This is a genomic window from Pseudomonas sp. 43mfcvi1.1 (assembly GCF_900115935.1).
Classification (GTDB): Bacteria; Pseudomonadota; Gammaproteobacteria; order Pseudomonadales; family Pseudomonadaceae; genus Aquipseudomonas; species Aquipseudomonas bijieensis.
The window spans coordinates 452,711-479,694 of the sequence record NZ_UETT01000004.1; the positions used below are offsets into that span (position 1 = coordinate 452,711).

The 26,984-nt window shown below is 56.7% G+C and carries 22 protein-coding genes; 13 read left to right on the forward strand and 9 right to left on the reverse strand.

The window, feature by feature from the left end:
• Window positions 1-62: 62 nt before the first annotated feature.
• Window positions 63-2,309, reverse strand: coding sequence for a TonB-dependent siderophore receptor (locus DTP52_RS10645; RefSeq protein ID WP_109753322.1), 2,247 nt, complete (start codon window positions 2,307-2,309; stop codon window positions 63-65).
• 384 nt (window positions 2,310-2,693) lie between these two features.
• Window positions 2,694-3,542, reverse strand: a complete 849-nt coding sequence (locus DTP52_RS10650; protein ID WP_109753323.1) for a helix-turn-helix domain-containing protein — start codon at window positions 3,540-3,542, stop codon at window positions 2,694-2,696.
• Window positions 3,543-3,699: 157 nt separating this feature from the next.
• Here DTP52_RS10650 and DTP52_RS10655 point away from each other — a divergent pair, with 157 nt between their 5' ends.
• Window positions 3,700-4,107: a hypothetical protein gene (locus DTP52_RS10655; RefSeq protein ID WP_109753324.1), complete on the forward strand. Its 408-nt coding sequence runs from the start codon at window positions 3,700-3,702 to the stop codon at window positions 4,105-4,107.
• 59 nt (window positions 4,108-4,166) lie between these two features.
• Here the strand turns inward: DTP52_RS10655 and DTP52_RS10660 are convergent, their stop codons facing one another.
• The 6 genes from DTP52_RS10660 to DTP52_RS10685 form a co-directional block, all read right to left on the reverse strand.
• Window positions 4,167-5,447 carry an OprD family porin gene (locus DTP52_RS10660; RefSeq protein WP_109753325.1) on the reverse strand — a complete coding sequence of 427 codons (1,281 nt, stop codon included), beginning with the start codon at window positions 5,445-5,447 and terminating at the stop codon, window positions 4,167-4,169.
• A 285-nt stretch (window positions 5,448-5,732) separates the two neighbouring features.
• Window positions 5,733-6,428, reverse strand: coding sequence for a DUF4286 family protein (locus DTP52_RS10665; RefSeq protein WP_109753326.1), 696 nt, complete (start codon window positions 6,426-6,428; stop codon window positions 5,733-5,735).
• 21 nt (window positions 6,429-6,449) lie between these two features.
• Window positions 6,450-7,343: a fumarylacetoacetate hydrolase family protein gene (locus DTP52_RS10670; RefSeq protein ID WP_109753327.1), complete on the reverse strand. Its 894-nt coding sequence runs from the start codon at window positions 7,341-7,343 to the stop codon at window positions 6,450-6,452.
• Between the two features lie 3 nt (window positions 7,344-7,346).
• Window positions 7,347-8,147, reverse strand: a complete 801-nt coding sequence (locus DTP52_RS10675) for a 2-keto-4-pentenoate hydratase (RefSeq protein WP_109753328.1) — start codon at window positions 8,145-8,147, stop codon at window positions 7,347-7,349.
• Window positions 8,144-8,950, reverse strand: coding sequence for an IclR family transcriptional regulator (locus DTP52_RS10680; RefSeq protein WP_109753329.1), 807 nt, complete (start codon window positions 8,948-8,950; stop codon window positions 8,144-8,146). Before DTP52_RS10680 ends, DTP52_RS10675 begins: the two co-directional genes overlap by 4 nt.
• A gap of 278 nt (window positions 8,951-9,228) precedes the next feature.
• Entirely contained in the window at window positions 9,229-10,407 is a 1,179-nt protein-coding gene (locus tag DTP52_RS10685) for a fumarylacetoacetate hydrolase family protein (RefSeq protein WP_109753330.1), read from the reverse strand.
• A gap of 120 nt (window positions 10,408-10,527) precedes the next feature.
• Here DTP52_RS10685 and DTP52_RS10690 point away from each other — a divergent pair, with 120 nt between their 5' ends.
• From DTP52_RS10690 to DTP52_RS10715, 6 genes are all read left to right on the forward strand, one after another.
• Window positions 10,528-11,514 (forward strand): LysR family transcriptional regulator, encoded by a 987-nt coding sequence (locus DTP52_RS10690; protein WP_109753331.1) that lies wholly within the window; start codon window positions 10,528-10,530, stop codon window positions 11,512-11,514.
• Between the two features lie 123 nt (window positions 11,515-11,637).
• Entirely contained in the window at window positions 11,638-13,185 is a 1,548-nt protein-coding gene (locus DTP52_RS10695) for a UxaA family hydrolase (RefSeq protein ID WP_109753332.1), read from the forward strand.
• Between the two features lie 60 nt (window positions 13,186-13,245).
• Window positions 13,246-14,826: an aldehyde dehydrogenase (NADP(+)) gene (locus tag DTP52_RS10700; protein WP_109753333.1), complete on the forward strand. Its 1,581-nt coding sequence runs from the start codon at window positions 13,246-13,248 to the stop codon at window positions 14,824-14,826.
• A 412-nt stretch (window positions 14,827-15,238) separates the two neighbouring features.
• Window positions 15,239-16,675 carry an MFS transporter gene (locus DTP52_RS10705; RefSeq protein ID WP_109753334.1) on the forward strand — a complete coding sequence of 479 codons (1,437 nt, stop codon included), beginning with the start codon at window positions 15,239-15,241 and terminating at the stop codon, window positions 16,673-16,675.
• Between the two features lie 73 nt (window positions 16,676-16,748).
• Window positions 16,749-17,678 (forward strand): shikimate dehydrogenase, encoded by a 930-nt coding sequence (locus DTP52_RS10710; protein ID WP_256594252.1) that lies wholly within the window; start codon window positions 16,749-16,751, stop codon window positions 17,676-17,678.
• Between the two features lie 6 nt (window positions 17,679-17,684).
• Entirely contained in the window at window positions 17,685-18,704 is a 1,020-nt protein-coding gene (locus tag DTP52_RS10715) for a Gfo/Idh/MocA family protein (RefSeq protein ID WP_109753335.1), read from the forward strand.
• Between the two features lie 92 nt (window positions 18,705-18,796).
• Here DTP52_RS10715 and DTP52_RS10720 read toward each other — a convergent pair whose 3' ends face one another.
• Window positions 18,797-19,777: an AraC family transcriptional regulator gene (locus DTP52_RS10720; protein ID WP_178082475.1), complete on the reverse strand. Its 981-nt coding sequence runs from the start codon at window positions 19,775-19,777 to the stop codon at window positions 18,797-18,799.
• A gap of 190 nt (window positions 19,778-19,967) precedes the next feature.
• On the opposite strand from DTP52_RS10720, the gene DTP52_RS10725 reads away from it, so the two are divergent.
• The 6 genes from DTP52_RS10725 to DTP52_RS10750 all read left to right on the forward strand — a co-directional run bounded on the left by DTP52_RS10725 (window position 19,968) and on the right by DTP52_RS10750 (window position 26,983).
• Window positions 19,968-21,152: an aldo/keto reductase gene (locus DTP52_RS10725; protein WP_109753336.1), complete on the forward strand. Its 1,185-nt coding sequence runs from the start codon at window positions 19,968-19,970 to the stop codon at window positions 21,150-21,152.
• Window positions 21,153-21,210: 58 nt separating this feature from the next.
• Window positions 21,211-21,921, forward strand: coding sequence for a hypothetical protein (locus DTP52_RS10730; protein WP_178082476.1), 711 nt, complete (start codon window positions 21,211-21,213; stop codon window positions 21,919-21,921).
• A 93-nt stretch (window positions 21,922-22,014) separates the two neighbouring features.
• A complete protein-coding gene (locus DTP52_RS10735; RefSeq protein ID WP_109753337.1) occupies window positions 22,015-23,031 on the forward strand; it encodes an AraC family transcriptional regulator in 1,017 nt (338 codons plus the stop codon).
• Window positions 23,032-23,206: 175 nt separating this feature from the next.
• Entirely contained in the window at window positions 23,207-24,553 is a 1,347-nt protein-coding gene (locus tag DTP52_RS10740) for an MFS transporter (protein ID WP_109753338.1), read from the forward strand.
• A 31-nt stretch (window positions 24,554-24,584) separates the two neighbouring features.
• Window positions 24,585-25,334: a nitroreductase gene (locus tag DTP52_RS10745; RefSeq protein WP_178082477.1), complete on the forward strand. Its 750-nt coding sequence runs from the start codon at window positions 24,585-24,587 to the stop codon at window positions 25,332-25,334.
• Window positions 25,331-26,983 carry an AMP-binding protein gene (locus tag DTP52_RS10750; protein WP_109753339.1) on the forward strand — a complete coding sequence of 551 codons (1,653 nt, stop codon included), beginning with the start codon at window positions 25,331-25,333 and terminating at the stop codon, window positions 26,981-26,983. Before DTP52_RS10745 ends, DTP52_RS10750 begins: the two co-directional genes overlap by 4 nt.
• Window position 26,984 lies beyond the last annotated feature (1 nt).

Consider the following 26,984-nt stretch of genomic DNA (forward strand, 5'->3'; position numbering starts at 1 on the left):
CAGCAACTAGATATAACTTGGCGAGATCTAGCTCCACGGGGGGGACAGCGCTTACCCACGAGCTACAGCTTATAATTCAATGTCATCAGTGCATTACGCGGCGCCCCATAACTGACAGTGTCGAAATCTCCTTTCTGCGTTGCATATTTTTTATCGAACACATTATTAACATTGATTGATACATCCATGTTCCTGGTCAGTTCATAACTCGCCATCAGTGACGTCAACGCATAGGGATCTTGTTCCGCCACCCTTGTGCTGGTACTGCTGCTTAAGAAGCGGCTTTGCCATTTGACGCCTGCGCCCAGCGTTAGCTTATCCAACACTCCAGGTAATTTATACGTAGTGAACATCTGAGCGGTAGTGCGTGGAACCTGTGCATTAAGCCTGGCGCCGCTGCCATCTTTGGCTGTGAAAGCGGCGAAGCCGGCATAGATGTTCCAATTGGAAGAAACTTCACCCTGCATGTCAAACTCGATCCCGCGGGACTTGGTGCCATCAACACCTTTGTAAGCCTGAGCACCGCCTGGCGTAAGAAGATTGCCATCTACTTGTGCAGCATTGTCCAATTCGGTGTCAAACAATGCGACAGACGCATTTAGGCGCCCCTCCAGGTATTCAGCCTTGAGGCCAATCTCTTTCGTCTTACCTTCAGTAGGCGTGAGGACGTTGCCATTGCTATCTCGGAACGATGTTTGCGGGTTATATATGCCGGCATAGCTGATGTATACGGAATACGTGCTATTAATGTCGTATATCAAACCTGCATAAGGCGTAAACTCATTGCTTTTCTTATAATTGAACGGTGCTCCGCCTGCGGTCTCGTCAATCTCGTACCGGCTGAACCGCCCGCCGACAATCAGCTTCAATGGATCGGCCAGAGAGAATCTTGCAGTGCTGTAGAAGCCGCGCTGTTTAACCTCGGTATTCGTCGGCATGGACGTCATTGCATCAAAGTCGGGTTTGGGGAAATGACTATTCCAATCGTAGATATTGCCGGGGGTGAAGCCCAGAATAAAAGGACTGACATCGTCTCTATTCGAGGTATATCGGGAGCTCATGCCGCCCACTACCAGGTCATGTTGGCGCCCCATTAAATCAAACGGACCGCTCGCCATTACATCGAAGGTGTTTTGACGGCTTTTCCCTTCGCCAGCCAATGCACTCGGATAAGTGCCATTGGGGAAGGTGCCCAATCCAGTATCCTGATCGGGTGTACCGAAACCTCCCATTAACTGGGAGTCATACTTAGTACGATACTGGTTTACGACACCCTGGATCTTCCAACCGTTATCAAACCTTTGTTCAAGTTCGGCGAAAACAGTTTGCCGAGTACTGTCCCAACGATTCCAGTCCGCAGCCATGGATTTGGAACGCGACCATTGTGCCTCTGAGCCATTGCTGAACCATAGAGGAACACCGCCCCAAGTAGGTCGTTTAGGGGAACTGTTCTGATAGTCGTACCCTATATCCAAGGTGGTGTCTTCGGTGAGCTCTGCTTCAATGATCCCGTAGAACGCTTGCTTTTGTGTTTGATAACCATCGATGTAGGAGTGACCATCGTTATTGACCCCCACCATACGTGCTCGGACACGACCGTCTGTTGTCAGCGGCACGGAAATATCCCCCATCTCCCGAAAATTGTCCCATGACCCCGCACTGATAGAGGTTGAGGCCGAAAACTCTGGTGTTGGTCTTTTGCGCACCAGGTTGACCGCAGCAGACGGATTGCCCGTGCCAGTGAGAAGTCCGTTCGCTCCGCGCACAATTTCGACCCGGTCGTAAAATGCGGTTTCCAGGTCACTGATACCACTGCCGTTTATGACGTCGCCGATGACGGCCGGTATGCCGTCATACTGGATGTTGTCGATCAGAAAGCCTCGGGAATAAAAACTCGTGCGCTGGCTATCAGATTGGTAAGACGAGATGCCGGTCGTGTTCTCCAGCACCCCCTGGACTGAATCCAGTTTTTGATCGTCCATGCGCTGACGCGTTACCACGGAAACTGATTGCGGCGTCTCCCGCAGCGTCAGCGGTAAGCGAGTTGCGGCCGTGGTCTGGCCGGTGGTGTAAAGCCCAGTCCCTTCCGTCGTGGTGGCATCGGGTGTTCCTGTCGCGCTTATCGTCACCGATGGGAGGATCATCGTGCCCTGAGACGGTGTGCTCTCGTCAGCTTCAATAATGTCCTGCGCCATCACACAACTCGAACTACCTAAAAACACAAGCAGCGCTGCAGCAACTGGTTTTTTCACCAGACGCTGAGGCACGCAGTGGCGCCTCCCACCGCAGTAAATCAACGAAATCCACATCAGCCATTCCTTATCAATAAAAAACAGACAGCGGCCGACCGTCGAGAGACGAATTTGAGGGAAGGCCGAGAACTCACCCGGAACCAGACCGGAGAACGGAAGTGATAAATCAATCTCAGATGAAACTGATTAGCATTCGTGTCGCGCAATCTAGCAACAAGCAGTCATTGCCAGATATCGAGGTATGGCCAGATTATTTTCCAGTTCAGCCAATGTTCGCGATGGGTCGTTTTCTGGCCGGAATTGAGCGTAACCGCCGTCAACTTTGACTTTGATTAGGAATGAGGGAGGTATGTTTGCGGTATCGTTCTACGATGCCTTGGGAGGGGCGGATCGCAATACAGCACCAGAAACGATAGGGCCGATTAGCCGCCATTCACGTCATCAAGGAAACAGGATCGACGCCACGTGCGAGGAGTCACCAGCGATGGGAGCACTGGCTGAGCGGGCGGAAAGATACTGCACAGGCGGTTTGCCTACGGTTTTGCGGAACATCGTGATAAAGCCGCTGGGTCCCTCATAACCGAGCTCCAATGCAACCGTTTGAACGCTCTCTCCTTTGGCCATGCGCTGCAGTGACAGAATCACATGCAACTGCCGACGCCAACGCCCAAAACTCATCCCTATTTCCTGCAGTAACAGCCGACTCATGCTGCGCTCACTCATACCGATGCGAGTGGCCCAATCGTGCACCGAAACCTTAACCGCAGGGTCGGCCAGGAGCATTTCGGCGAGCCTGCGCAGACGCGTGTCGCGAGGCATCGGTAAATGAAGGTCCTGCACGGGGGCCGCCGACAATTCATCCAACAACGTTGCGATCAAGCGTTCTTCGCGCGCGCCAGTGACTGCGTTTCCCGAGAAGCTTGCCGTCTTCAGCAACAACTCACGCAGCAGCGGCGATACGCCAATCGTGCAGCAACCTCGCGGGAGATCCGGGGCGGCATCAGGTTCAACAAACAGGCAATAACATTCCGTTTCTCCGGAGCCACGTGCCGCATGTGACAAACCACCGGGTATCCAGACGGCGCATTGCGGTGGAACGATCCAGACGCCATCTTCTATTTCACAATTGAGGACACCGCGCACGGAGTAAAGCAGTTGCGCCTTACGATGTTGATGACTGGCCTGCTCCCAGTCCTTGCTGACCATCGAAGCGCTGAGTGCAACGACGGGCCGCGAAATGCTGTCGACGTCCCACTGGGTAAACATGTCTTTGTTAGCAGTGTTCGCCATAGCAGGTGTATGCCTTTCGCTAAGCCAAGGAAAAAAAAATCTGGCTGATTCGAACAATATTGTGGCCAGACTGTGCAATTACGCCGACCCGCTTACAGGGTATCCTGAAACTGCGAGACATCACAGAGGTTTGGCAACTCGTCGAAGGACTATAGAAATGCGTATAGATGCCACCCAATTTCCATTCGTTTGGCTGCAAAAGACCACACTGGGCGATAGCCAAGAAAAATCACTTGCTGAGTTCGAAGCCCTGATTGCCCGCAATGAACCCTTCGTCCTCCTAAGCAGCGAAGGTCTGGATAAGGAGCAACCGGAACACTCACCAGACGAAATGAAACAAATGGCTCTGTGGATGAAGCGCCATAAAAGTGAGCTCAAGAAGTATGTCAAAGCCTCGATTCATATCGAATCAAGTCTCACCAAACGCTTAGCAGGCAAAGCGTTCGCAGTCGTGTATGAAAAGTTTTGGGGCTACCCCATGCTCATCACAGCTACTGAAGATGAGGCCTTGGCGCTGGCCCAGAGATTATTGGAACCAGCGCTCATGAAAACCGGAGAGTTTTAGAACAGTGGCGGCGTACCCGAGCGCCGCCTGCTGATCAAGAAGTGCGATCGAAAAACGCTTTATAGCAGCGAGATGGGGTAATTAATAAAGATTCGGTTCTCATCAAACTCATTGGTACTGAAATCCCTGCGAATACTCGAATTTCGCCATCTAACGCTGAGATTTTTCAGCGCGCCGGACTGCACCACATAGGCCAGTTCCGATTCTCGGCCCCATTCTTTGCCATCGGTAATCGAACCTGTATGGACATTATCACCGCTGATATATCGGTTCATTAATGTCAGGCCCGGCACGCCGACGGCAGCAAAGTTGAAGTCATGGCGCAGTTGCCAGGATTTTTCCTTGGCGTTGTCATAGCTGGAGTTGTAACTGTCGTTGGCCAGGGTGCCGCCACTGGTGCCGTTGACGCGCATCCAGGCGTCATCACCGCCGACTTTCTGCAGGCCGACGTAGAACGTGTTGCCACCGTATTTGGCCGAGAGCATGGCGAACGCGGTCTTGTTGTCCAGGTCGCCGGCCAGCGCGCTGCCGTTTTCCTTGCCGGTGAAGTAGCCGAGGTTGGCACCCAGGGTCCAGTCGCCGATGGGTTGGCTGTGGGTCAGGTTGAAATACTGCTGCTGGTAGATGTCGGACAGTTCCGCATACCAGACGCCAACCTGAGTGCGCTTGTCGTTGAAGGCATATTCGCCGCCGCCGAAGTTGAAGCGGTCGGACGTGAAGGCGCCGCGGCCGTTCATCGACATGTCTTCCATGCTCGCGTCGTTGCGCGGGCTGTTGGCGTGGAATTGACCGCCGTACAGCGTCAGGCCGTTGATCTCGGTGGAGGTCACCTGGCCACCGCGGAAGGTTTGCGGCAGGGAGCGGCCATCGTCGGAGCGCAGGATTGGCAGCACCGGCATCCATTCACCGACCTTCAGCTCGGTCTTCGACACCTTGGCCTTGAGGGCGACGCCGAGGCGACCGAAATCGTCGGCCGGACGACCGTCATCATGCACGGGCAGCAATTGTGTGCCCGCAGTGCCGCGGCCGCCGTCGAGCTTGACCGAGTACGTGCCCAGCACATCCACACCAAAACCGACCACGCCCTGGGTGAAACCGGACTTGGCGTCGAGAATGAAGTTCTGGGTCCATTCCTCGGCTTTACCTTGGGCAGCGTTCGGGTTGGTGAAGTTACGATTGATGTAAGCATTGCGCAAATTGAGGGTGGCCTTGGCGCCATCGACAAAACCGCTATTCTGATCGGCTTGAACAGCCGCTGACGAACCCGCGCAGACCGCAAGAGTTAGACGGATCAGAGAGTGATGTGCAGGCACGCCGCGGGAAATAACAGGGTAGCGCATGATAATTTCTCACAATGAATTATTATTGTTTTTGTTGCGATTTTTAGCTCTTCATTCAACCTATGCACAGGCCGCTCGAAGAACTACTTCCGAGCCACTGCTGGGAACACTATCTGTCTTGTACTAGCCCTTTATTGAGTAACTTGATAATGGGTTGATATTCACCTCAAACAAAATCCGAGCGTGCGCAGACGCGAGCCGAACTCAATGCCTGTAATGACACGCTCGTGGGAAACTGCCTGAGAATTACGACTGAAAGTTAAAACGTACTCGAGCGCTCGGCGATCAACCCGCACTTCCCGGCGTTTTGCAACGTGTGTATTCCAATTGATAAAGCGTGGTTTCCGGCCCCACTGATTGCCCTTCCAACAGCCGTTGCAACTCCGCCACAAAAGACTCGCCGGCGACACGAACATAGTCGGGCGCACAACCTTCGATCATGACGATCCAGGCCGGTATTTGCGTCCCCTCGGCGCGGGCCTTTTTCTCTGCGGTTTCAACCTTGCTCACGGCTTCATCAGCCACACACAAGTGCACGCCGGTAATTCCCTGTTTATCTGCGAGGGGAGGAAGTACGCGTTGGCGCAATGCGTCTGATACCGATTTATGTTGCCCTTCGACAACATCGAAACGGACCGTTAACAAATACGCGCCCTGCCCCACACCGCTGGTGTAAGTGACCTCGCAAATGGATCGCGCGACGTTGCGATAGGACTTCACCGACTGTTGGGTCCACGCCGTCGGACTGTTGAGACGCGATAGATAATCCTGCCCGCCCAGCACCTGCACCGTATCCGCCTCATAGAGGTTGAAGTAGGTAGGCCCTGCATCCAAAGCGATGTATCGACGCCCCCGCAAAAAACCCGGAATCCCGGCCCGCTCAGGCATGTGTTCACGGTTATGCCACTCATAGAACTCGTCCCGCGCTTCGGGCAAAAGATCGTGCCAGATCGCGACTACTCCTGTTCCTGCAAAGCTCATAGCGTTTTCCTCTAGCGATAGTCAGTCAACGTTGGGATGGCGACCGGCGACCCACGCAGCGCCCATTTCAGCAACGTAAGGAACCACGGTCTGAAATTGCTCACCCAGCCCTTGGCCGCCGACACGCATGGTGTCACCCGCCTTGAGAAATACCGGTGGTTTCTGCCCGAGCCCTACACCGGGTGGCGTACCGGTAATGATGACGTCACCCGGCATTAGCGGCATGAAGCGACTGAGGTACGCGACAATATGTGCAACGCTGAAAATCATCGTACGGGTATTGCCGGTCTGGAGACGTTTGCCATTCACATCGAGCCAGAGGTCAAGTGCCTGCGGATCGGCAATTTCGTCACGGGTGACCAACCAAGGTCCCAGAGGTGCGAAAGAAAAGCCGCTTTTCCCCTTGGTCCACTGGCCTTCGTACTCAAGCTGATAAGCCCGCTCGGAAACATCATTGGCCAGGCAATAACCGGCGATGTGTTCCAAAGCCCGCGACTCATCGATCTGCCAGGCGGGCGTACCGATGACGATGGCCAGCTCGACTTCCCAATCAAGCTTCTGGGCACCCGTCGGTAAAATCACCGGGTCGTTGGGTCCGCTGATGGATGCGGTGTGCTTGTTGAATACCACCGGTTGGCTCGGGATAGGCGTATCCGTTTCAGCTGCGTGATCGGAGTAGTTCAGACCGATGCAAATCAGGTTCGGTACGTTGCCTACGCATGGACCAAGACGTGTGCCAGGCGCCACCACCGGCAGCTTTTCAACGTCAACAGCACGCAGTTTTTCAAGCACTGTGGGGCTCAGGGCCGACGCATCGATGTCATCGACAATGCCCGAAAGGTCTCGAACGATCCCTTGCGAATCCAAAACTCCCGGCTGTTCCTGCCCCGGTAAACCAAAACGAACTAAGCGCATTTGTTACTCCTCCAGCGTTGAGAAATGGACAGACAATGAGCCTGCTTCGCCGAACCGAACATGCAGTGGCTGATTGACGGGCACATCGAGAACACCTGCATAGGACCCGGTGATAACCACCTGCCCTGCTTGCAGCCCTATCCCTTGTGTAGACAGAAAATTGGCCAGCCATACGATCGGCAACAGCGGATCCCCGTCCGGATGGCGGCCCTTGATATTCACAAGCTCTGCCGTTGCATCGCTCAGGGTGATATCCAGTTCAGAGGGCATGCTGGCAGCGTTCGACAGCGTGATTGGCGCCCCAAGTACCAGGCCGTGATTGAATAGACCATCGGCGAGCAGTTGCTCGAACGGCAATGAGTGTGGATCGGTGTAACGGCAGTCGATCACTTCCAGTGCCAAGTGCACGTCACTGATCGCAGCAGCAATCTCTCCAGCTGTATAAGGCTCGGCACGAGCCGGCAAATCATGGGCCAGGACGCACGCCAGTTCAGGCTCGATGCGCGCCTTATCGGCGTCGGCGGCCAGTGAGTAGCGTTCGCCTTTTACAATGCTGTCGCTGTAGATCGGGGCCACGATCCACTTGCCAGCCGGGGGTAATGCACACTTCCATCCCCCGACGGTTTTTCCAGCCAATGGCCCTACGTGCTGCTGAATGGCAAAACCTTGTGCCAGGCTGCCTGGCAGGTTCGGGCCTGGCAAGGATGCCAGCCGGACACCCTCCAGCCGTGCACGGACCAAAGCGGCAGCCGCGACTTCCAGCCCTGCCCCCGCCTCGGTCCATGCAGGTGCGAGCTGGCTCATACGCTCTCCGAATGCACGTTGCTCTGGCGCGGCCAAACCGTACCCAGCTTGTTGGCTGCATCTTCCAGCAGAGCATGCAATTCGTCATAACGTTCAGGCTGCATGCGCAAGACCGGGCCGGCGATACTCATCGTACCGACCACAGCGCCAGACGGAACCAGCTTGACCGGTACGGCAATCGCCCAGACACCCGCCTCGGCTTCTTCAATGACCAAGCCATACCCGCGCTTGCGGGTCAGCGCCAGTTCGGCCAACAAGCCTTCGATGCTGTTGATCGCTTTCGGTCCCTGCCCCATCCCGGCGTCAGCTTTCCCCAATCCGCTACGCAACGCATGCTCAATGGCCAGTTCATCGGGCATTGATGCCAACCAGGCTTTGCCATTGGCGGTGGCGTAGAGATTGATCGGTTTATCCATGGCCGGCGAATACATGAGCCCCGGCGCGGCGCCTTGGGCCGAAGACAGCCAGGACAAGGTGCCCTCGTTGACCACCGTCAGCCGCACCAACTCCTGGCACTGAACAGCCACTTGCTCAAGGATCGGCTGGACCAACTCAGGCAAACCAATTCCATGCAAATAGCGCTGCCCCAACAGCGCTAGCTTCAGCGTCAAGCGGTACTGCGAGGTGGCTTCATCCTGCTCTGCCCATCCTTGCTCGACCAACTGAGCAAGCACTCGATGAGCGGGCCCCTTTTCCAAGCCCAACTCAGCGGCGATATCGGACATCCGCATCCAGCGAGCTTCACGTGCCAGCAGCTCGATAGCCTCCAGGCAGCGGTCAACAGCACCTTTAACGACTCTCATATTTTTCTCGACTTATCTTTGACAATGAGGTGAATGTGAGCAACATTGTTCGTACTGGAACGACGTTCCAATAGTATGCAGGCGCCATCCGATAAGTCAAACCCGCTTGTATCTGGCTGGCCTTATCGAGACAGGGTGGGACCCGCAGGCGTCTCCAGGAAGCAGGGACGCCCGACCGATATGAAACGGGTTCGGCTCTTTTCATCAATAGAAGTGGGCCTGCGTATGTCCAATCTTTTGCGGAAGAACACCCAATGCATCTCCCCCTCCCGCCTTACCTACAGCAGTCCGCGGGCAGCAAGATTGTGCATCATTGCTCGCAAGCCGAAAGTCCAGGGCGCAGCCTCATGGCTGTAGGTGACTGCGTTGCGCAATGTACCCAGCAACGGGCTCCCGATGCTGACCTCATCACCCTGCTTATGCGTAAAGCCGCTTCCCGGCGCCTCACGATCCTGGGTAGGCGCAAACAATGTCCCGAGAAACAGCATGAAGCCATCAGGGTATTGGTGATCGCCGCCGATCGTCTGGGCCACGAGATCCAACGGGTCACGGCTGATCAGCGCCATGGAGCTGCTGCCTTTAAGGATGAAGCCGTCGTCGCCCTGAACCCGCAGATCCACGACGCAATTGCGCACGTCATCGAGCGTAAACGCTTCATCGAACAGACGAATAAATGGGCCGATCGCACAGGACGCATTGTTGTCCTTGGCCTTGCTCAACAGCAGTGCACTGCGGCCTTCGAAATCACGCAAGTTGACGTCATTGCCCAAGGTGACGCCATGCACTTGGCCTCGACTGTTCACCGCCAGCACAATTTCCGGTTCCGGGTTGTTCCATTCAGACTTGTGATGAATGCCGATTTCACTGCCGCTGCCCACTGCGGCCAGAACCGGTGCCTTAGTGAAGATCTCCGCGTCCGGGCCGATACCGACCTCCAGGTATTGCGACCACATGCCTTGCTTGATCAGCACCGCCTTGAGGCTCATCGCTTCTGGCGAGCCCGGCTTGATTGCCCGCAAGTTATCGCCGATTACCTCTTGCACCAAGCGGCGAACACTTTCCGCTTTGGCGGCATCGCCTCGGGCCTGCTCCTCGATGACCCGCTCGATCATGCTGGAGGCGAACGTTACCCCGGCCGCCTTGATGACTTGCAGATCTGCTGGGGGCAACAGCGATGCCTTGCCGGGATCGGCATGGCTGCCAGTGTTTCCAAGCAACGCCTCGACAGTCCCGATATACCTGCCAGACGCCTGACGAACCGCCAACAACGGCGAGGTGTGTTCCAGCAGTTCGCTTATTGTCGAAAAGGTTTCAGAAAGATCAAACACACCATCCTCGCGCAGCACTACCGGCGAGGGTCCTGCAATCGCACCCGGGATCCAGGCACGGCCGATCAGTGTTCCGGCCAAGCCATCCACTGGCAGGGTGTTTTCGCGCGTCAGTTTCAAGTTCGCCATAGAGCTTCCAGATCAGTCAGCCATCAGAGCCGCAAAGCTAATGGACCGCCCGTGCGAATCCCAATGAAAGAATCTCACTAATCAATGCTGTTTCGTTATCGACAGACAAGGCCTTATCCAATGGAAAACGATCAAATTACTTTTGGCAGTGTCACCCGATGGCTGAAGATCAAACATTTGGTACTGGTCAATAGCTTGGCCAAGACCCGCAATATGCACACGACCGCAGAACACATGAATGTTACGCAACCGGCCATCAGTAAATTGCTTCGCGATCTGGAAGTACTCTTGGGTTTCCCACTGTTCGAGCGCCAGACGCGCAACCTGGTGCTGACTGAACTAGGGGAGTTCGTGGCTCGTTATGCGCGTATTACCCTGGAAGACACCGAATCGTTCGTCGACCAAGTCAACAAGCTGCGAAGAGGCGGGCATGGTCATTTGAAAATCGGCACCATTTTCGCCGCGACATCAGTGGTGTTGCCTGAAGCCATCGCCAGCATAAAGCGGGAGCGCCCTCTGCTTTCTATCGAGGTGATCGAACAAACCAGCAACCATCTGCTGGAAATGCTCGAACAAAAAAAACTCGATTTGATCATCGCCCGCGTCACGGATGAGGATTGTCAGCCTTTCGAATTTACGCCGCTGGGGCCTGAACCCTTTTGTCTCGTCGCGAACAGCGCACATCCGCTGTGCCAACTTGAAGTGGTGCCCACTGAAGCACTCAGCGAATGGCCATGGGTCATGTATCCCTTCAATACGCCGATCCGACAACGCATGGAGCGTGCTTTCACGAAGTTCAAGATCGTTCCGCCCACCAACACGGTGGAGACAATTTCCATGCAAACCTTCCTGCAGTTGCTGCAGTCTGGACCAATGCTCGCCATGCTCCCCGAGTCCATGGTCCAGTCGCACCTGCAAAATGGCCAACTGCAAATCCTCGACACCCCCTTCAAAGTTGAATCTCAGGATTACGGGGTTATCACTCGCAAGGATGAACCCCTGTCAGAGCCGACGCGGACGTTTATTGCGACCTTATTGGAATTCGCCAGACAGCGGCAGACAGCGACAGAGAAGAAACACCGCAGCCATCCCAGACAAAGCCGATGAGGCAAAGTTATCGAGCAATCGAAAGCTCTCATTAGGCAGCCATTTCCATGAATCCTATAGTGCCGGCACAAAAGTGCGGCGCTACCAGCGACCGCGCACTACCCAGCAGCCCGTGAGGATGCGATGGAACTGATCATGAAAACCGGCGCAGCAGCTGTGCTGCGCTTGAACCCGCTGGACGATGTGCTTATCGCACGCCGACCGCTGCTTGCTGGCGAATTTCTTGAGCAAGAAGGCGTGACTGTCCGGCAAGCGATTGTACCGGGTCATAAAGTAGCCTCCCGGCGTATCGAAGCCGGTCAACCGGTGAGGCGCTATGGGCAAATCATTGGTTTTGCGGTTGTCGACATAGCAGCAGGCGAGCATATCCATGTGCACAATCTGGCCATGGGGGAATTCACTCGAGACTATGCCTTCAGCGTCGATGCGAAACCCAACGCCAAACCGAGTGAAGCCCCGTCGTTCATGGGTATCGTGCGCCCGGATGGACGCGTCGCGACACGCAACTACATCGGCATTCTCACGTCAGTGAATTGCTCTGCCACAGTCGCCCGGGCCATCGCAGACCATTTTCGTCGGGACATCAATCCGGCTGCACTGCAAGCGTATCCAAACGTCGACGGTGTTGTTGCTCTCACGCATTCCGCCGGCTGCGCCGTTGATCCCGCGGGCGACGGTTTGAGCATGTTGCGCCGGACATTGGCCGGGTATGCGACCCACGCCAACTTTGCGGCCGTGCTGGTCATCGGGTTGGGCTGCGAGACGAACCAAATCGACTCATTACTCACGACGCAAGGACTGACCCGTAGTAATACCCTGCGTACGTTCAACATCCAGGACAGTGGCGGTACGTCCAAGGCCATCGCCAGTGGCATTGACCACGTGAAGCAATTGCTTGGCGAGGCCAATCAGATCCAGCGTGAACCGGTCAGCGCTCGCCATCTGACCGTCGGGCTTCAGTGCGGTGGCTCGGATGGCTATTCCGGTATTACCGCCAACCCCGCACTGGGCAATGCGGTGGATCGCCTGGTCGCCTGCGGCGGTACCGCGATTCTTTCCGAAACCCCAGAAATCTACGGGGCCGAACACTTGCTGACGCGGCGGGCTGTCAGCCGTGAAGTCGGCGAAAAACTCATCGCTCGAATTCACTGGTGGGAACGCTACTGCGAGCGCATGGGGGCCGAGTTGAACAATAACCCCTCTGCCGGCAACAAGGCCGGTGGCTTGACCACCATTCTGGAAAAGTCCCTGGGCGCTGTGGCGAAGGCCGGCTCGAGCAACCTGATGGATGTCTACGAATATGCCCAGGCCGTCACTGCCAACGGGCTGGTTTTCATGGACACCCCTGGCTATGACCCGGTCTCGGCAACCGGTCAGGTCGCCGGTGGCGCCAACCTGATTGCGTTTACCACCGGTCGCGGATCGGCCTATGGCTGCGCCCCTGCCCCATCAATCAAGCTGGCGACTAATAGCGCCTTGTGGGCTCGTCAGCGAGAAGACATGGACATCAACTGCGGCGAAATAGCCGAAGACACTCTGACCATCGAAGAGTGCGGTGCCGCGATCTTTGAAACCATGCTGCGCATTGCCTCGGGCGAGCGCAGCATGAGCGAACAGCACGGATACGGACAAAATGAGTTCGTGCCTTGGCAGATCGGCGCCGTCACCTGATTTTCAGTCCTGGGAATGCCTTGCCCAGCTATCTCTTGCCCATTCAACCTGGAGACAACGATGCCCCTCATCACCGGCCAGAATTTTATCGGCGGTCAGCGCATCGCCGCCGGCAGTATCATCGTCAAGAGTGTCGATGCCAGCACGGGGGAGACCTTGCCCTATGCCTTCCACCAGGCGACCTTGCAAGAAGTCGAGGACGCGGCTCATGCAGCCAACAACGCCTTTTCCAGCTACCGCTGCCTGAGCGCGAGCAAACGGGCTGAATTTCTCGATGCCATTGCCCAAGAGCTGGAGGCTTTGGACGATGAGTTTATTGCCCTGGTTTGCCGTGAAACAGCATTGCCTGTAGCTCGCATCCAGGGCGAACGCGCGCGTACCAGCGGTCAGATGCGCCTGTTTGCAAACGTACTGCGCCGTGGTGACTTCTATGGCGCGCGCATCGACCAGGCGTTACCACTTCGCAAGCCGTTGCCGCGCCCTGACCTTCGCCAGTACCGCACCGCCATCGGTCCGGTTGCGGTGTTTGGCGCCAGTAATTTTCCGTTGGCCTTCTCCACGGCCGGCGGTGATACCGCCTCGGCGCTCGCGGCGGGTTGTCCGGTGGTATTCAAAGCCCACAGCGGCCACATGGCGACTGCAGAACAGGTCGCCAATGCGATTATCCGGGCGGCCGAGCGCAGCGGCATGCCCGCCGGTGTCTTCAACATGATTTATGGCAGTGGCGTAGGTGAAGCCTTGGTCAAACACCCGCTCATCAAGGGTGTTGGTTTTACCGGCTCGCTCAAAGGCGGTCGAGCATTGTGCGACATGGCCGCCGCTCGCCCCGAGCCCATTCCGGTCTTCGCCGAGATGTCGAGCATCAACCCGGTCGTGATCCTGCCTCAGGCGCTCTCGCGTCGAGCCGACAGTATCGCTCACGATCTTGTCGCCTCGGTGGTTCAAGGTTGTGGGCAGTTTTGCACCAATCCCGGGCTGGTGGTTGGCATTCGCTCGGATGCTTTCAGTGCTTTTCAGAATAGAGTGGCAGCGTTGATAAGCGACCAACCGGCACAGACAATGCTCAACGCAGGCACGCTGCGTAGCTATGCGGCTGGCTTGCAGAACCTGCACGCGCACCCCGGCATCGTGCACCTGGCCGGCAGCAATCAACAGGGTCACCAGGCCCAGCCACAGTTGTTCAAGGCCGACGTAGAGTTACTGCTTAACGGCGACAAGGTTCTTCAAGAAGAAGTCTTCGGCCCCACGTCCATCTTCATCGAGGTCACTGACCAGGCGCAACTCAACGCTGCCATCAATGCCCTTCACGGACAATTGACCGCAACCCTGATTGGCGAGCCAGAAGACCTGACGCAATTCGCAGAGTTGACTGCTCTGTTGGAGATGAAGGTTGGCCGCATCCTCATCAACGGCTACCCAACGGGTGTCGAGGTCTGCGATTCAATGGTGCACGGCGGCCCTTACCCTGCGACTTCCGATAGTCGTGGCACCTCGGTTGGCACCTTGTCCATCGACCGCTTTCTGAGACCCGTCTGCTTCCAAAACTACCCGGATGCATTGCTTCCCGATGCGCTCAAGAACGCGAATCCGTTGAACATTTCGAGGCTTGTCGACGGTTATCCCTCGCGAGATAGCTTGTAGGTTGGCAAACGTGCAAGGCGGCGCAGGTGTTCTCCCAAGGCGCACGGGGCTCGTGCGCCTTGGGGTCATCCTGCACCGCTGACACGTCCAATTTTGCAGAGAGCCACGCATCACAACGTTAAAACCTGTCGTTGGAGTCATTGCCCTCGGTAGGAAGCAACAGTGCTGGCAGCTGGCGCTAGGGAGCCTGTTCATCCGCTTACACCCTATTCGCTCAATTGCATGAGCGGGCTTTAGCGTGCGCGCTCGGCTCGGCGACGGTGCCTGGCGTATGCATTCAGCACCTCACGAATACCAGCGTCACGCCTTGATCACCAAGGAAAGACTTCCTTGACAATGCGGCGATTCCAGTAACAGAATTACTAATGGAACGCCGTTACAATAAAAACAATTGAAAAACCGGAGACACGTCATGAATCAGAGCATACCGATCGACGCTCATTCCAAAGGCCAGTCAAAGAAAGCCGCCGCCAGCGGTTGGATCGGCTCGGCATTGGAGTATTACGACTTCTTTATCTATGCGACCGCAGCGGCGTTGCTGTTCCCACAGCTCTTTTTCCCATCTGATAACCCAGCGGTCGGCATCATCGCCTCCCTGGCCAGCTTTGGTGTGGGTTACATCGCCCGGCCGATAGGCGCCGTCGTCCTGGGGCATTTAGGCGATCGTCATGGCCGTAAAACGGTTCTGGTCTACTGCATGTTCCTGATGGGCTTCTCGACGATGTGCATCGGACTTCTGCCAACGTACCAGCAGATCGGGATCTGGGCGCCGCTGCTGCTGGTGACGATGCGTCTGATTCAGGGTTTTGCGGTGGCCGGGGAGATCTCCTGCGCCAGTTCCATGATTCTCGAACACGCTCCGTCCGGTCGCCGTGGTTACTTCGCGAGTTTTACTCTCCAAGGGGTCCAGGCCGGACAGCTCCTCGCGGCAGCCGTTTTCCTGCCTCTGGCTCACTTCATGCCTGCGGATCAGTTCGCTTCCTGGGGCTGGCGGATTCCGTTCCTGCTCAGCGTCGTTGTCGTCATCATGGGCTATATCATTCGCCGCCAGGTCGATGAGACACCCGCATTTGCCGAGCAAAAAAAGCACGGCGAAGAAGCTACTGTTCTGCCAGTCGTCGAAGTCATCCGCCAGAGCTGGGGTGATCTCTTGCGCGTGATCTGCATGGCACTTGCCGCTGTGATCGCCATTGTCGCCTCGGTATTCGGCGCCACCTATGCGGTCCAACCGGCCTATGGAATCGGTTTCCCTGCTGGCGTCTATTTGTGGATTCCTTTGCTGGGTAACATGTGCGCGGTGATCCTGATCCCCTTCGTCGGCAACCTCTCAGACAAGATCGGCCGCAGGCCCCCAGTCATTGTTGGCGTGCTCTGCGCGGGACTGCTTTCGTACGCGTACCTGTACGCGATCAGCATCCACAATCTGTGGCTTTCGCTGATTCTCTCTGTACTCATGTGGGGCGTCGCCTACCAGGGTTTCAACGGCGTCTTCCCAAGCCTCTTTCCCGAACTGTTCCGCACGCGGGTGCGTGTGACCGGCATGGCCATCGGACAGAATATCGGGACCGCGATGACTGCGTTTCTACCGGCAATCTTCGTCACTGTCGCGCCGCCCGGCTCCGAGAATATCCCTCTGAAAATCGGTTCCCTTACATTAGGTATCTGTGTGGTCGCTGCGATCGCGGCGTTCACTACGCGTGAAACGTACCGGATTCGCCTTGAAGATCTCGGCAAGCGCAACGCGGTGCCTATCGCCAAAGGAGAATACGATCGTCTGCGGGCCGAAGCGATGCAGGGCACAGCCCGGACAGCCGTCCCAAACGACCTGGCTAGCCAACTGCGCTCGTAACCACCTTCGAATTACACTGGTGCGACCCTCAGGTTTTCGCGCCCCACACAGGCCCGACGGGCAGAGCAGCATCATGCGGTTGGCATTTGCCTATGCAGAGCCATCCACGCTGTTCATGCCCCCAAAGGCAATCAGGGCGCCTCTTCCCGTCAACATCGAATATCAGGCAACCATGGCCTCACATATCACAGGAACAACTCGGCTTTATGGATTGGTCGGCCATCCGCTGGCGGCCGCCAAGTCTCCACAATTATTCAATAGACTCTTTATAGAACAGCAGGCAGACGCGGTTTGTATTCCTTTGGAGGTCAAGGCCGATGACCTGTCCTCGTTCGTGGCGGGTGCCAGAGCGCTGAACAATCTCGCCGGCATCCTGGTCACCATGCCTCACAAACAAAGGATGCTGGCGGTTGTCGACGAACTTCATCCGACTGCGCGGCAAGTCGGCGCAATCAATGTCATTCGTTGCGAGACCGACGGACGCTGGGTCGGCGCCGTATTCGATGGCCTCGGCTGTGTCCTTGGCATGCAATGGGAAGGCTACTATCCCGCGGACAAAAACGTTCTTTTGGTCGGCGCTGGAGGCGCAGGCAGAGCGATCGCATTTGCCGTCGCGTCGGCGGGCGCTCGATCGCTGACTATTTCCGATGTCGACGAACAGCGAGCCGAGGAGCTGGCGAAAGCCGTTGCTGCCGAAACAGGTTGCATCACGCATCCCGGCCCTCCCGACCCACAGGGCCATGAAATCGTGATCAATGCAACGCCGCTTGGCATGAGCAAGAATGATCCTATGCCTGTGGACCCCGACCGGCTCGAGCCCGGCACCCTCGTCGTGGATATCATCAACTCGCCGGACCCGACACCGCTTTGCAGTGCTGCACGTAAACGAGGTTGTCCTACCCAGGACGGTGGCCCCATGCACAAAGGTCAGGCGTTGCTTGCACTGCGCTTCCTTGGGTTCGATTACCACCCCGATAACGTAACAGCACCGCGCCAGGAGTGAGTACACATGAAAGTTGCGTTACTGGAAGTCAGCCATTGGCATGTCCCGCTGTATCTGAATGCGCTTGAGACCCATGGGATCCAAGTGGTGGCCGTGTCGGATTCGGAGCACGTGAAGGGTGAGGCGATTGCCGAGCGATTCAAATGCGCTTTGTATAGCTCATCCTTCGAATTGCTTGAGCGCGAGGAGGTCGATTTTGCTTTCGTGTTCGGCAGGCACTCGCAAATGCCGTCGCTGGCAGAGGCCGTGATCGCACGAAACATCCCCTTTGCCCTGGAAAAGCCCTGCGGCATCAACATGGCACAAGTCACACGGCTACGTGAGCTGGCCGAGCAAGCCAATCTCTACTGTGCTGTACCGCTGATCTTCCGCATGAGTGAACTGCTCAGTGCCCTGCAAGATGCCGAGGGACACTTGGCCACGGACTTCAACTACATGTCTTTCCGTTTCATCGTAGGTCCGCCCTCTCGTTATGAAACGGCAGGCTCAGGCTGGGTCATCGATCCTGCTTTTTCAGGAGGCGGATCGACGATCAACGTGGCGACGCATTTCATAGATCTCTTCAGACTGCTGACCGGCAAGGAAGTCTCGCGAGTCTCAGCCGTCATGAATTCACTCACGCATCGGGGTAACGTCGAAGACTATTCGTTATTGACCCTGCAGACCGAAGATGGCGTGATCGGGGTTGTGGAAACGGGATACAGTTTCCCCAGTACCTTTGATGAGCAGCGCGAGTTCTCCTTCACCCTTTCATCCGATCGCATGTATGCCAAATCCGGTCCCGACCGCATCGAAATAAGGGATCGGCAGAACCTTGCGGCCGGCACTCGAAGCCGCCGACTGCAACTGGACACTGACGTCTATTACCCACTGTTCGTCAAACAAGTGCTTGCTGAATGCCGTAACGGGGCCAAGCCCATTGCATCATTACGCGACGCCGAGGCCATCATGCAGGTCATGGACGCGGCCTACGTTTCAGCTCGGCAAGGAGGTACGCTTCTGACACTTGCGCCGACGCCTGAATGATCCGAGCCGCCGAGCTGAATCCGACACCTGGACAGCTAACAATTGCGACTTGCACCGGTCTCCGTCTGGATTGAGGGGATTGGGTCGCTTAATCAGTCGAGCCGTCCACCATTCTCCCGTGCGTGCTTGATGTCTCTCGAGGGTGGGGCTCCGAAACGCCGGGCATATTCGCGACTGAATTGAGCGACGCTTTCATAGCCGACCCGCAACGCGGCGGTGTTCACATCGACCCTATCGGTCAACATCAGGCTGCGCGCGGCTTGCAGCCGTAACGATTTTTGATACTGGATGGGGCTGGTGCCTGTCAGCTTGCGAAACCGGTGATGCAGAGTAGAGCTGGCCATTCCTGATCGTTCGGCGAGGTCGGCTACGTGCAGCGGCTTGTCGTAGTGATATTTCAGCCATTCAATGGCTCTCACGATGCCCTTGTCTCGGTAACCCTCGCGAGTGACGCTGCGCAACAAATTCCCCGCTTCACTGAGCAGCAACCTACCGTATATTTCCCGCTTGATAAGGCCGGACATCAAGCCTGCTTCAAGCGGCCGGTCGATCAGCGTGGAGAGTCGAGCGAACGCATCGAGCATCTCACTCGTCGCCACACCGGATACGAAGCCCCGCGCCTCAGTAGCCATTTCCTGCTTTGGCGTTTCCAGGGTCAGGATCACCTCGTTGAGCATGGCAAAATCGAGCTTCAACACAATTGATAAATAAGGGATTTGCTCGGTAGCCGCGGTAACGCGAGCCAGTGTGGGTATATCGACCGAAGTGACAAAAAACGCCCCTTGCTCGAACTCACAGGCTTGCTCGCCGAACGCGATCTCCTTCGCGCCCTGCAGAATGATGGCCACGCAAGGCTCATAAATGCAGTACTTGGGCGTACCTAGTTCGGCCACTCGATAAAAGGCCAAGCCTGGAATCGACGTTGTGCAAACCTCGTTCAACCCAATCTGCAGAGTGACTTTTTCGATAAGCCGCCTGAGTGCCTGGAGGCGTTCGTTGGGCTGAGCGGGTTCGTGCACGCTCGGGGAATGCACATGGCTGAAACGGAACTGCGAGAAGGAACCGCTCGTCATCACATGCGCCCCTATATACGGAATGCTCGAGTTTGCTGAGAGTTCGTGACCAGCACAAGTGCATCGGCAGGATTGTGCAAAAGATATGGCGTATTAGGGTCACCCGACCAACCCTCGTTGCTCTAACTTCCAGTACGAATATCGGCTTCGATGAGCCCGTAAAACCTCAGTCGCGAAAGGAAAGTTTTGGATGGACAGACGAGATTTTCTTACCTATTCGGCGGCGGGTGCTGTTGCAGCCGCTTTGCTGCCAGCATCGAGTGTCGCAAGTTCGCTGGCTACAGCCCCAGCGCCCTCTTCGCTGACAGAACGCGGAAGCGTGATGCCTACGCAAGGGCGGCTCGTGCGCACAGACCTGCCCCTCAATTTGCCCTCGCTTGCCATGAGATACGTGACGCCTCAACGCTTTGGTATGGGCGGGACGCAGATTGGCAATATCTTTGCGCCAATCAGCGACGAGCAGGCGGCTTTGGTTCTGCAAGCTGCTTGGGGTGCCGGTGTAAGGCTTTACGACACGTCGCCGTTCTACGGGTTTGGCTTGAGTGAATATCGTCTGGGCCGCTTCCTGCACGACAAAAATCCAGACGATTATGTGGTCTCTACCAAGGTCGGCCGCGTATTGACGGCCGCTGGCGGCCTACGTGCGGACCATGCCATCTGGAAGTCGCCGGCGCCCTTCAACTATCGATATGACTACACCGCAGCAGGCACCCGTCGCTCCGTGGAAGACAGTCTGCAGCGCCTGGGGTTGCCCCGTATCGATATCGTTTTTATCCATGACCTCTCGCCAGATAACACCGAGCTGGAAGGTGGATGGGAAGCGGCGTATCGAATTGCCCGCACAGGGGCGATGGTTGAGCTTGAAAAGATGCGTAATGAAGGGCTCATCAAGGCATGGGGCTTCGGCGTCAATACACCGAACGCCGTGGTTCAGGCCCTGACCAGTAATGACCCGACGCCCGACATCGTGTTGCTTGCCTGCCAGTATTCCCTCCTCGACCACAGCGATGCGTTGCGCAATACCTTTCCGGCATTGAGCAGCAAGGGCACCAGTGTCGTGGTTGGAACACCCCTGAATGATGGATTTCTGGGAGGCCGCAGTCGATATAACTTCAGCCTGGATCTACCTGCCGGAGCGGTAGAAAAGCGCGGGCGAATCATGGCGGTTGCCAGCCGACATGGCATCGATATTCATACTGCCGCCCTGCAGTTCGCGGCGGCACATCCGCAAGTGTCCGCGATCATCCCGGGGGCGCGTTCGCCGGGGCAGGTAGTTTCCAATGTACAAGCGATGAAGGTCGGTATTCCGGCAGCCTTCTGGGAGGAGCTCAAGAGCCAGAGCTTGATCGATGCGCAAGCACCGGTTCCTTCCTGAGGAGGGGCCACGCCCGTGCTACCTGCTGAATAAGAACACTAGCCTAAGGTCGTAATAAATGAAGATGCGAACGTCTCTTACGTTTTTCGGCGGCCTGCTTGCGCTCTCCAGCAGTGGTCATTTACTCGCGGACACACCTGCGCTTAGCGTTCCATTGCCTGATCCACTCCCACAGTTGAACGTTCTGACACTCCTGGTAGGTATACACCTGCTCGGTATGTGCTTCGGTCTCGGCGGGGCGACGATGCTGGACCTCTGGATTTTGCGGTGGATGCGCAGAGGCAGCCTCCCCGTTGAAATCGGCCGCACCTTTCACTTCATCAGCGACGCGGTCACTGCCGGACTATGCCTCCTGTGGCTTTCAGGCCTTGGTTTCCTGACCCTTTACGCGATGGAGTCGCCGGAAAAGTTGGAAAATCCTAAACTCTGGGCCAAGGTAATCGTGGTGATCGTCCTGACCATCAATGGAATAATCATCCACGCGTTTGTGTTGCCAGCAGCCCTACGCGACTTGAGTCGTCCGCTGCTCTTTGGAGTCTCCCGCAGGAGAGCCGCCTTATTTCTCGCATCCGGTGCAGTTTCGGGTGTGTCTTGGTACACCGCTTTTGCCTTCGGCCTTTTTCGTGAGTTAAACAATAGCGTCACATTCAACGTGTTGGTCATCATGTGGCTCACGCTGATAGTAGCCGCCGCTCTCGCTGCCATTCTGCTCTGGTTAAACTCTGCAGCAGGCGCAAGAAAACTTCCTTCGCTCAGCCCTCCGACTTAAAAATAAAGCGTCGTCCGAGAAGCAGCTCGTCGCGCTGGCGGTGGATGTGCGTTAGCCCTACATTAGGGCCAACCACACCTGCGCGGAACAACCATGACGCCCCTCCAGGACAAAGGCACCACGTCAATTTCCTTGGTGCATGAGGCATTGTATAGCGCCAGACAGCGGAGCCTGGACCTGACGAGTGCGTTAGCCCATGCCGACATCGACCCTCAACTGCTCGATGCCCCAAAAGCCAGGGTCTCAGCGACCTCCTTTGCCCGACTTTGGGTGGAGATAGCCGACCTGCTGGACGACGAATTTTTTGGCATCGACAGCCATCCCATGCGTCGCGGCAGCTTCAAACTGATGTGTCATGCGCTCCTGGATTGCAGCACCTTGGGCCAGGCGTTGCAGCGAATGCTGTCATTCCTGCGGCTTGTACTGGATGACATTCATGGCGAGTTGCAGATCAAGGACGATCAGGCCTTTATCGTGGTCCAGGACCGAGGTGTCTTGCGTCGCCTGTTTGCCTATGGCACCTGGTTTATCCTCGTACACGGGCTGTCATGCTGGCTGGTCAATCAGCGTATCCCCTTGCACAAGCTCAGTTTTCGAGCGTCCAGGCCTGAGGATCAGAGCGACTACCGCATGCGCTTCTGTGAGGACATCGAGTACGACGCGCCCACGACCGAGATCAGTTTCGACAAAAAATTCCTCGACATGAAAATCGCGCAGTCGCCGGCCACGGTGGGTGCCTTTCTCAAGGAATCCCCCGGCAGCCTGCTGGTGAAATACCGCAATGACGACAGCCTTAGCGCGCAGATAAGACGTTACTTGCGAGGATCAAGCCCGGAACAATGGCCCGAACGTGATGACCTGGCTGTGGCACTGCACATGTCCAACTCGACGTTGCAACGCCGCTTGCAAGCAGAGGGCACGCATTATCAAAGCCTCAGGGACGACCTTCGCCGCGACATGGCGATTGACCTGCTGTCGCGCGGCGAGATGACCGTGACGCAAGTGGCCGCCGCCACCGGTTTCCAGGAGACCAGTGCGTTTCATCGGGCCTTCAAAAAATGGACCGGCGTCAGCCCCGGTGCCTATCGACGCGGGCACCTGGAAGAATAAGCCTCCCCCCCCCCCTACGCCCCCCCCCCCAACTCCGTTCAGTGCACTGCGTTGCACGCATGCCCAAACAGCTCACACAAATTGGTTCCACCCGACATGGGCGGCGCCTGATCGCCTTCCTAGAATGTCGCGAAGTGCACTTCACCAACAACAATAAGACTGAAGGAGACACGCCATGCAATCAGTGAACGTCTATACGCTCGCAGGCGAATCAACATTCAACCGGTTTCACCGGCTGATTCTGTTCTGGTGCGTGCTTATCCTTATCATCGACGGTTATGACCTTGCCGTGGTCGGCGCGGCCCTGCCCGCCATCATGCAAGACATGGGCATCGATGCAACAAGTGCTGGCGTGATGGCTGGGTCGGCCCTGCTGGGAACAATGCTCGGCGCCATTTTCCTCGGCACACTGGCCGACCGCATCGGCCGCCCGAAAATGATCGCGATCTGTGTTGCGCTGTTCAGCCTGTTTACTGCCGCTGCCGGGCTTACCAGTGATCCCATCAGCTTCAGCCTTTCGCGTTTTATCGCCGGCCTTGGAATCGGCGGCGTCTTGCCAATAGTCACTGCACAAATGGGTGAGTTCTCACCGGCCAAGCTGCGCACGCGGTTGGTCACCCTGGTATTTGCGGGCTACTCCGTGGGCGGCATTCTCGTTGCACTGACGGGAAAGCAACTGATCGAGAGCCATGGCTGGCAGTCGGTGTTCTTTGTCGCAGGGCTGCCTGTGCTGCTGATCCCCCTGATATTGAAAACCATGCCGGAGTCCATGGCGTATCTGCTCAAACAAGGCCGTCAGGATGAATTGCGCACCATCGTTCAGAGGATCAGCCCCAATCTCGAACTGGCCGATGACACGGTATTTGCGGGCAACCCAACCGAAACCAAAGCCGCACTCGACAGCCCGATCAAAGGTCTCTTCAGCGAAGGTCGGGGGTTCAGCACGGTGATGATTTGGGCGGCTTTTGTGACAGGGCTTTTCATGGTCTATGCGCTCAATTCCTGGCTGACCAAATTGATGGCGATGTCGGGTCATAGCCTCGGATCGGCCCTGAACTTTGTCATCGTGTTCAACGTGGGCGCGATTGTGGGTGCGATCGGTGGGGGATGGTTGAGCGATAAGCTCAATATCAAACATGTGCTGATTGCGTTCTACATCGTCGGTGCATTGGCGCTCACAGCGATGGCCTACACCCGCTCGACCGAGCTACTGTTTGTCGTGGTGTTCATCGTCGGCGCGTCGACCCTGGGTACTCAGTTGATCGCCTATGCCTATGCCGGGGATTTCTATCCCACGCCCATTCGCTCCACCGGTGTGGGGTTCGCGTCAGGCGTTGGTCGGATCGGCGCAATCATCGCACCGGTGCTGATCGGCTGGCTCGTTTCATTGGCTTTGCCTCTCGAACAAAACTTCATGGTGATCGCATTGGCGGGCCTGATCGGGGCGCTGGCGGTCACATTTGTCAATCAGTCTCGGGCAGATTCCCATCAGGTCAGCAAATTACCGGCCCTGTCCCGCTGACGACTCACCCTGAACGGAGCCCGCTAAAAGGATGCGTATCTTGAATCGCTTGTCACCACCGCCGCTGTCTGCGCAAGAAACCCAGCGCACTGTCGACTGGGCAATCATGTCACGGCGCAGCGTCAGGGCCTTTTTGCCGACAGCCGTGCCCCATGAGGAAGTCGAAGCGATTCTGGATGTCGCACGCTTCAGTGCCTCGGGCGTGAACATGCAGCCCTGGCAAGTGCACGTTGTAACCGGTGAAGCGAAAGAGCGTCTGTCGATGGCCATCAGCGCCATCGACAACGACCCACGGCTCAGCAGCGACATGCAGGATCCCTACACCTACTACCCGAACGAATGGGTCACGCCTTACATCGATCGCCGGCGCAAGGTGGGTTGGGACCTCTATGGATTGCTCGGCATCGCCAAAGGTGAAAAGCAGCAAATGCACGCGCAGCATGGGCGCAATTATCGTTTCTTCGATGCACCGGTGGGCCTGCTGTTCACCGTGGACAACGTCTTGGAACAGGGCAGCCTGCTGGACTACGGCATGTTTTTGCAAAGCATCATGCTCGCGGCACGCGGGCGGGGTTTGCACACCTGCCCGCAGGCCGCATTTCTCAAATACCACAACGTCATTTCAGAGATGTTGAGCATTCCCGCCGACCAGATGCTGGTGTGTGGCATGAGCCTTGGCTATGCCGACCCCAAGGCCATTGAAAACACTCTAGTGACAGCTCGGGAACCGGTCAGCGCTTTCGCCATTTTTCATCATAATAATAAGGAGACCTGCCCATGATCAGTGCAGCGTACGCAAGTGGACTTGATCAAACCCCAGCCAACCATGTTCCGTTAACGCCCTTGGGATTTCTGGACCGCGCCGCGTTGGTTCATCCTGAGCGTGTCGCGATTATTCACGGAGAACTGCAGCGTACTTGGGTACAAACACGTGAGCGCTGTTATAGCCTCGCCTCAGCGCTGGTGGGCCGGGGCGTGCAACCAGGGGAGACGGTTTCGATTATCTCCCCGAACACCCCGGCAATGATCGAAGCCCACTTCGGCATTCCTTTATCCGGCGCCATCCTCAATACCATCAACCATCGCCTGGATGCCGAAGGCATTGCATTTATCCTGCGGCACAGTGAGTGCAGCTTACTGCTGGTGGATTGCGAGTTCATGGCCGTAGCCTGTGCCGCGCTGCAGAAGCTCGAACGTCCCCCGGCAATCGTGATAATCCGAGATCACTTGGCCCTGGCAGTTGGCGAAATTGATGTTATCGACTATGAAGCCCTGCTTGCCGAAGGAGACCCGAATTTCCAGGGAGTATGGCCCGGCACGGAATGGCAGCCGATAGCCCTCAACTACACCTCCGGCACCACCGGCGATCCCAAAGGCGTCGTGGTCAGCCATAGGGGCACCTACCTGATGAGTTTGCTGCAGATGACCAATTGGCCGCTTGCCCAGGCGCCACGGTATTTATGGACGCTGCCCATGTTCCATGCCAACGGTTGGTGCTTCACATGGGCGATCACTGCTGCGGCAGGCACCCATATTTGCCTACGCAAAGTGACAGCGGACGCTGTCTTCGGCGCCATTGGCGAACATAAAGCCAATCACTTCTGTGCAGCACCGACGGTGATGGCCATGCTTGCCAATACCCCAACCCCCCTCAAGCTCCCGCACCCGGTGCGTGTATTGACGGCCGGTTCCCCTCCCCCGGCCACAGTCTTGGACGCGGTGGTTTCAATGGGCTTTCAGGTAGACCACGTGTACGGCATTACCGAAGTCGCGGGTACTCCGGTCAGTTGCGTCTGGCAGGACACTTGGGATGAATTCAGCCCCTCCGAAAAAGCCAGGATGCGCGTAAGACAGGGCGCGCGGGCGGCAGCTTTCGAAGGTTTGCTGGTTGCCGATGCACAAACACTCGAACCCGTCCCGCATGATGGCCAGACTACAGGTGAACTGTTGTTGCGCGGCAATACCGTCATGATGGGGTATCTGAAAAACCAGTCCGCGACGCAAAAAGCATTTGAAGGCGGCTGGTTCCATACCGGTGATGTCGCGGTGGTTCATCCCAACGGTTACGTGCAAATCACCGACCGCACCAAAGACGTCATCATCTCTGGCGGTGAAAACATTTCATCCGTAGAGATCGAAGACATTCTTCATGGCCACGCATCGGTGTTGCATGCCGCCGTGGTGGCACAGCCAGACAACAAATGGGGTGAAGTGCCCTGCGCCTTCATCGAGCTCAGAAGCCAGGTTCAGCCACCCACCGAAGCTGAACTGATCGCGTATTGCCAGGCGCGCCTAGCCCGCTACAAGTGCCCGAGCCGCGTGATATTCATGGAGCTGCCGAAAACCGCCACGGGGAAAATCCAGAAGTTCATCCTGCGCCAACAAGTCGGAAGCCAAGAGGCAATCGTACGGCTGGCCTCAACGGGCTGAC

Bases quoted from the DNA above. Each gene is read 5' to 3' on its own strand.
- DTP52_RS10645 (WP_109753322.1), bottom strand. From the start codon at position 2,309: ATGTGGATTTCGTTGATTTACTGCGGTGGGAGGCGCCACTGCGTGCCT.
- DTP52_RS10650 (WP_109753323.1), bottom strand. From the start codon at position 3,542: ATGGCGAACACTGCTAACAAAGACATGTTTACCCAGTGGGACGTCGAC.
- DTP52_RS10655 (WP_109753324.1), top strand. From the start codon at position 3,700: ATGCGTATAGATGCCACCCAATTTCCATTCGTTTGGCTGCAAAAGACC.
- DTP52_RS10660 (WP_109753325.1), bottom strand. From the start codon at position 5,447: ATGCGCTACCCTGTTATTTCCCGCGGCGTGCCTGCACATCACTCTCTG.
- DTP52_RS10665 (WP_109753326.1), bottom strand. From the start codon at position 6,428: ATGAGCTTTGCAGGAACAGGAGTAGTCGCGATCTGGCACGATCTTTTG.
- DTP52_RS10670 (WP_109753327.1), bottom strand. From the start codon at position 7,343: ATGCGCTTAGTTCGTTTTGGTTTACCGGGGCAGGAACAGCCGGGAGTT.
- DTP52_RS10675 (WP_109753328.1), bottom strand. From the start codon at position 8,147: ATGAGCCAGCTCGCACCTGCATGGACCGAGGCGGGGGCAGGGCTGGAA.
- DTP52_RS10680 (WP_109753329.1), bottom strand. From the start codon at position 8,950: ATGAGAGTCGTTAAAGGTGCTGTTGACCGCTGCCTGGAGGCTATCGAG.
- DTP52_RS10685 (WP_109753330.1), bottom strand. From the start codon at position 10,407: ATGGCGAACTTGAAACTGACGCGCGAAAACACCCTGCCAGTGGATGGC.
- DTP52_RS10690 (WP_109753331.1), top strand. From the start codon at position 10,528: ATGGAAAACGATCAAATTACTTTTGGCAGTGTCACCCGATGGCTGAAG.
- DTP52_RS10695 (WP_109753332.1), top strand. From the start codon at position 11,638: ATGGAACTGATCATGAAAACCGGCGCAGCAGCTGTGCTGCGCTTGAAC.
- DTP52_RS10700 (WP_109753333.1), top strand. From the start codon at position 13,246: ATGCCCCTCATCACCGGCCAGAATTTTATCGGCGGTCAGCGCATCGCC.
- DTP52_RS10705 (WP_109753334.1), top strand. From the start codon at position 15,239: ATGAATCAGAGCATACCGATCGACGCTCATTCCAAAGGCCAGTCAAAG.
- DTP52_RS10710 (WP_256594252.1), top strand. From the start codon at position 16,749: ATGCGGTTGGCATTTGCCTATGCAGAGCCATCCACGCTGTTCATGCCC.
- DTP52_RS10715 (WP_109753335.1), top strand. From the start codon at position 17,685: ATGAAAGTTGCGTTACTGGAAGTCAGCCATTGGCATGTCCCGCTGTAT.
- DTP52_RS10720 (WP_178082475.1), bottom strand. From the start codon at position 19,777: ATGACGAGCGGTTCCTTCTCGCAGTTCCGTTTCAGCCATGTGCATTCC.
- DTP52_RS10725 (WP_109753336.1), top strand. From the start codon at position 19,968: ATGGACAGACGAGATTTTCTTACCTATTCGGCGGCGGGTGCTGTTGCA.
- DTP52_RS10730 (WP_178082476.1), top strand. From the start codon at position 21,211: ATGAAGATGCGAACGTCTCTTACGTTTTTCGGCGGCCTGCTTGCGCTC.
- DTP52_RS10735 (WP_109753337.1), top strand. From the start codon at position 22,015: ATGACGCCCCTCCAGGACAAAGGCACCACGTCAATTTCCTTGGTGCAT.
- DTP52_RS10740 (WP_109753338.1), top strand. From the start codon at position 23,207: ATGCAATCAGTGAACGTCTATACGCTCGCAGGCGAATCAACATTCAAC.
- DTP52_RS10745 (WP_178082477.1), top strand. From the start codon at position 24,585: ATGCGTATCTTGAATCGCTTGTCACCACCGCCGCTGTCTGCGCAAGAA.
- DTP52_RS10750 (WP_109753339.1), top strand. From the start codon at position 25,331: ATGATCAGTGCAGCGTACGCAAGTGGACTTGATCAAACCCCAGCCAAC.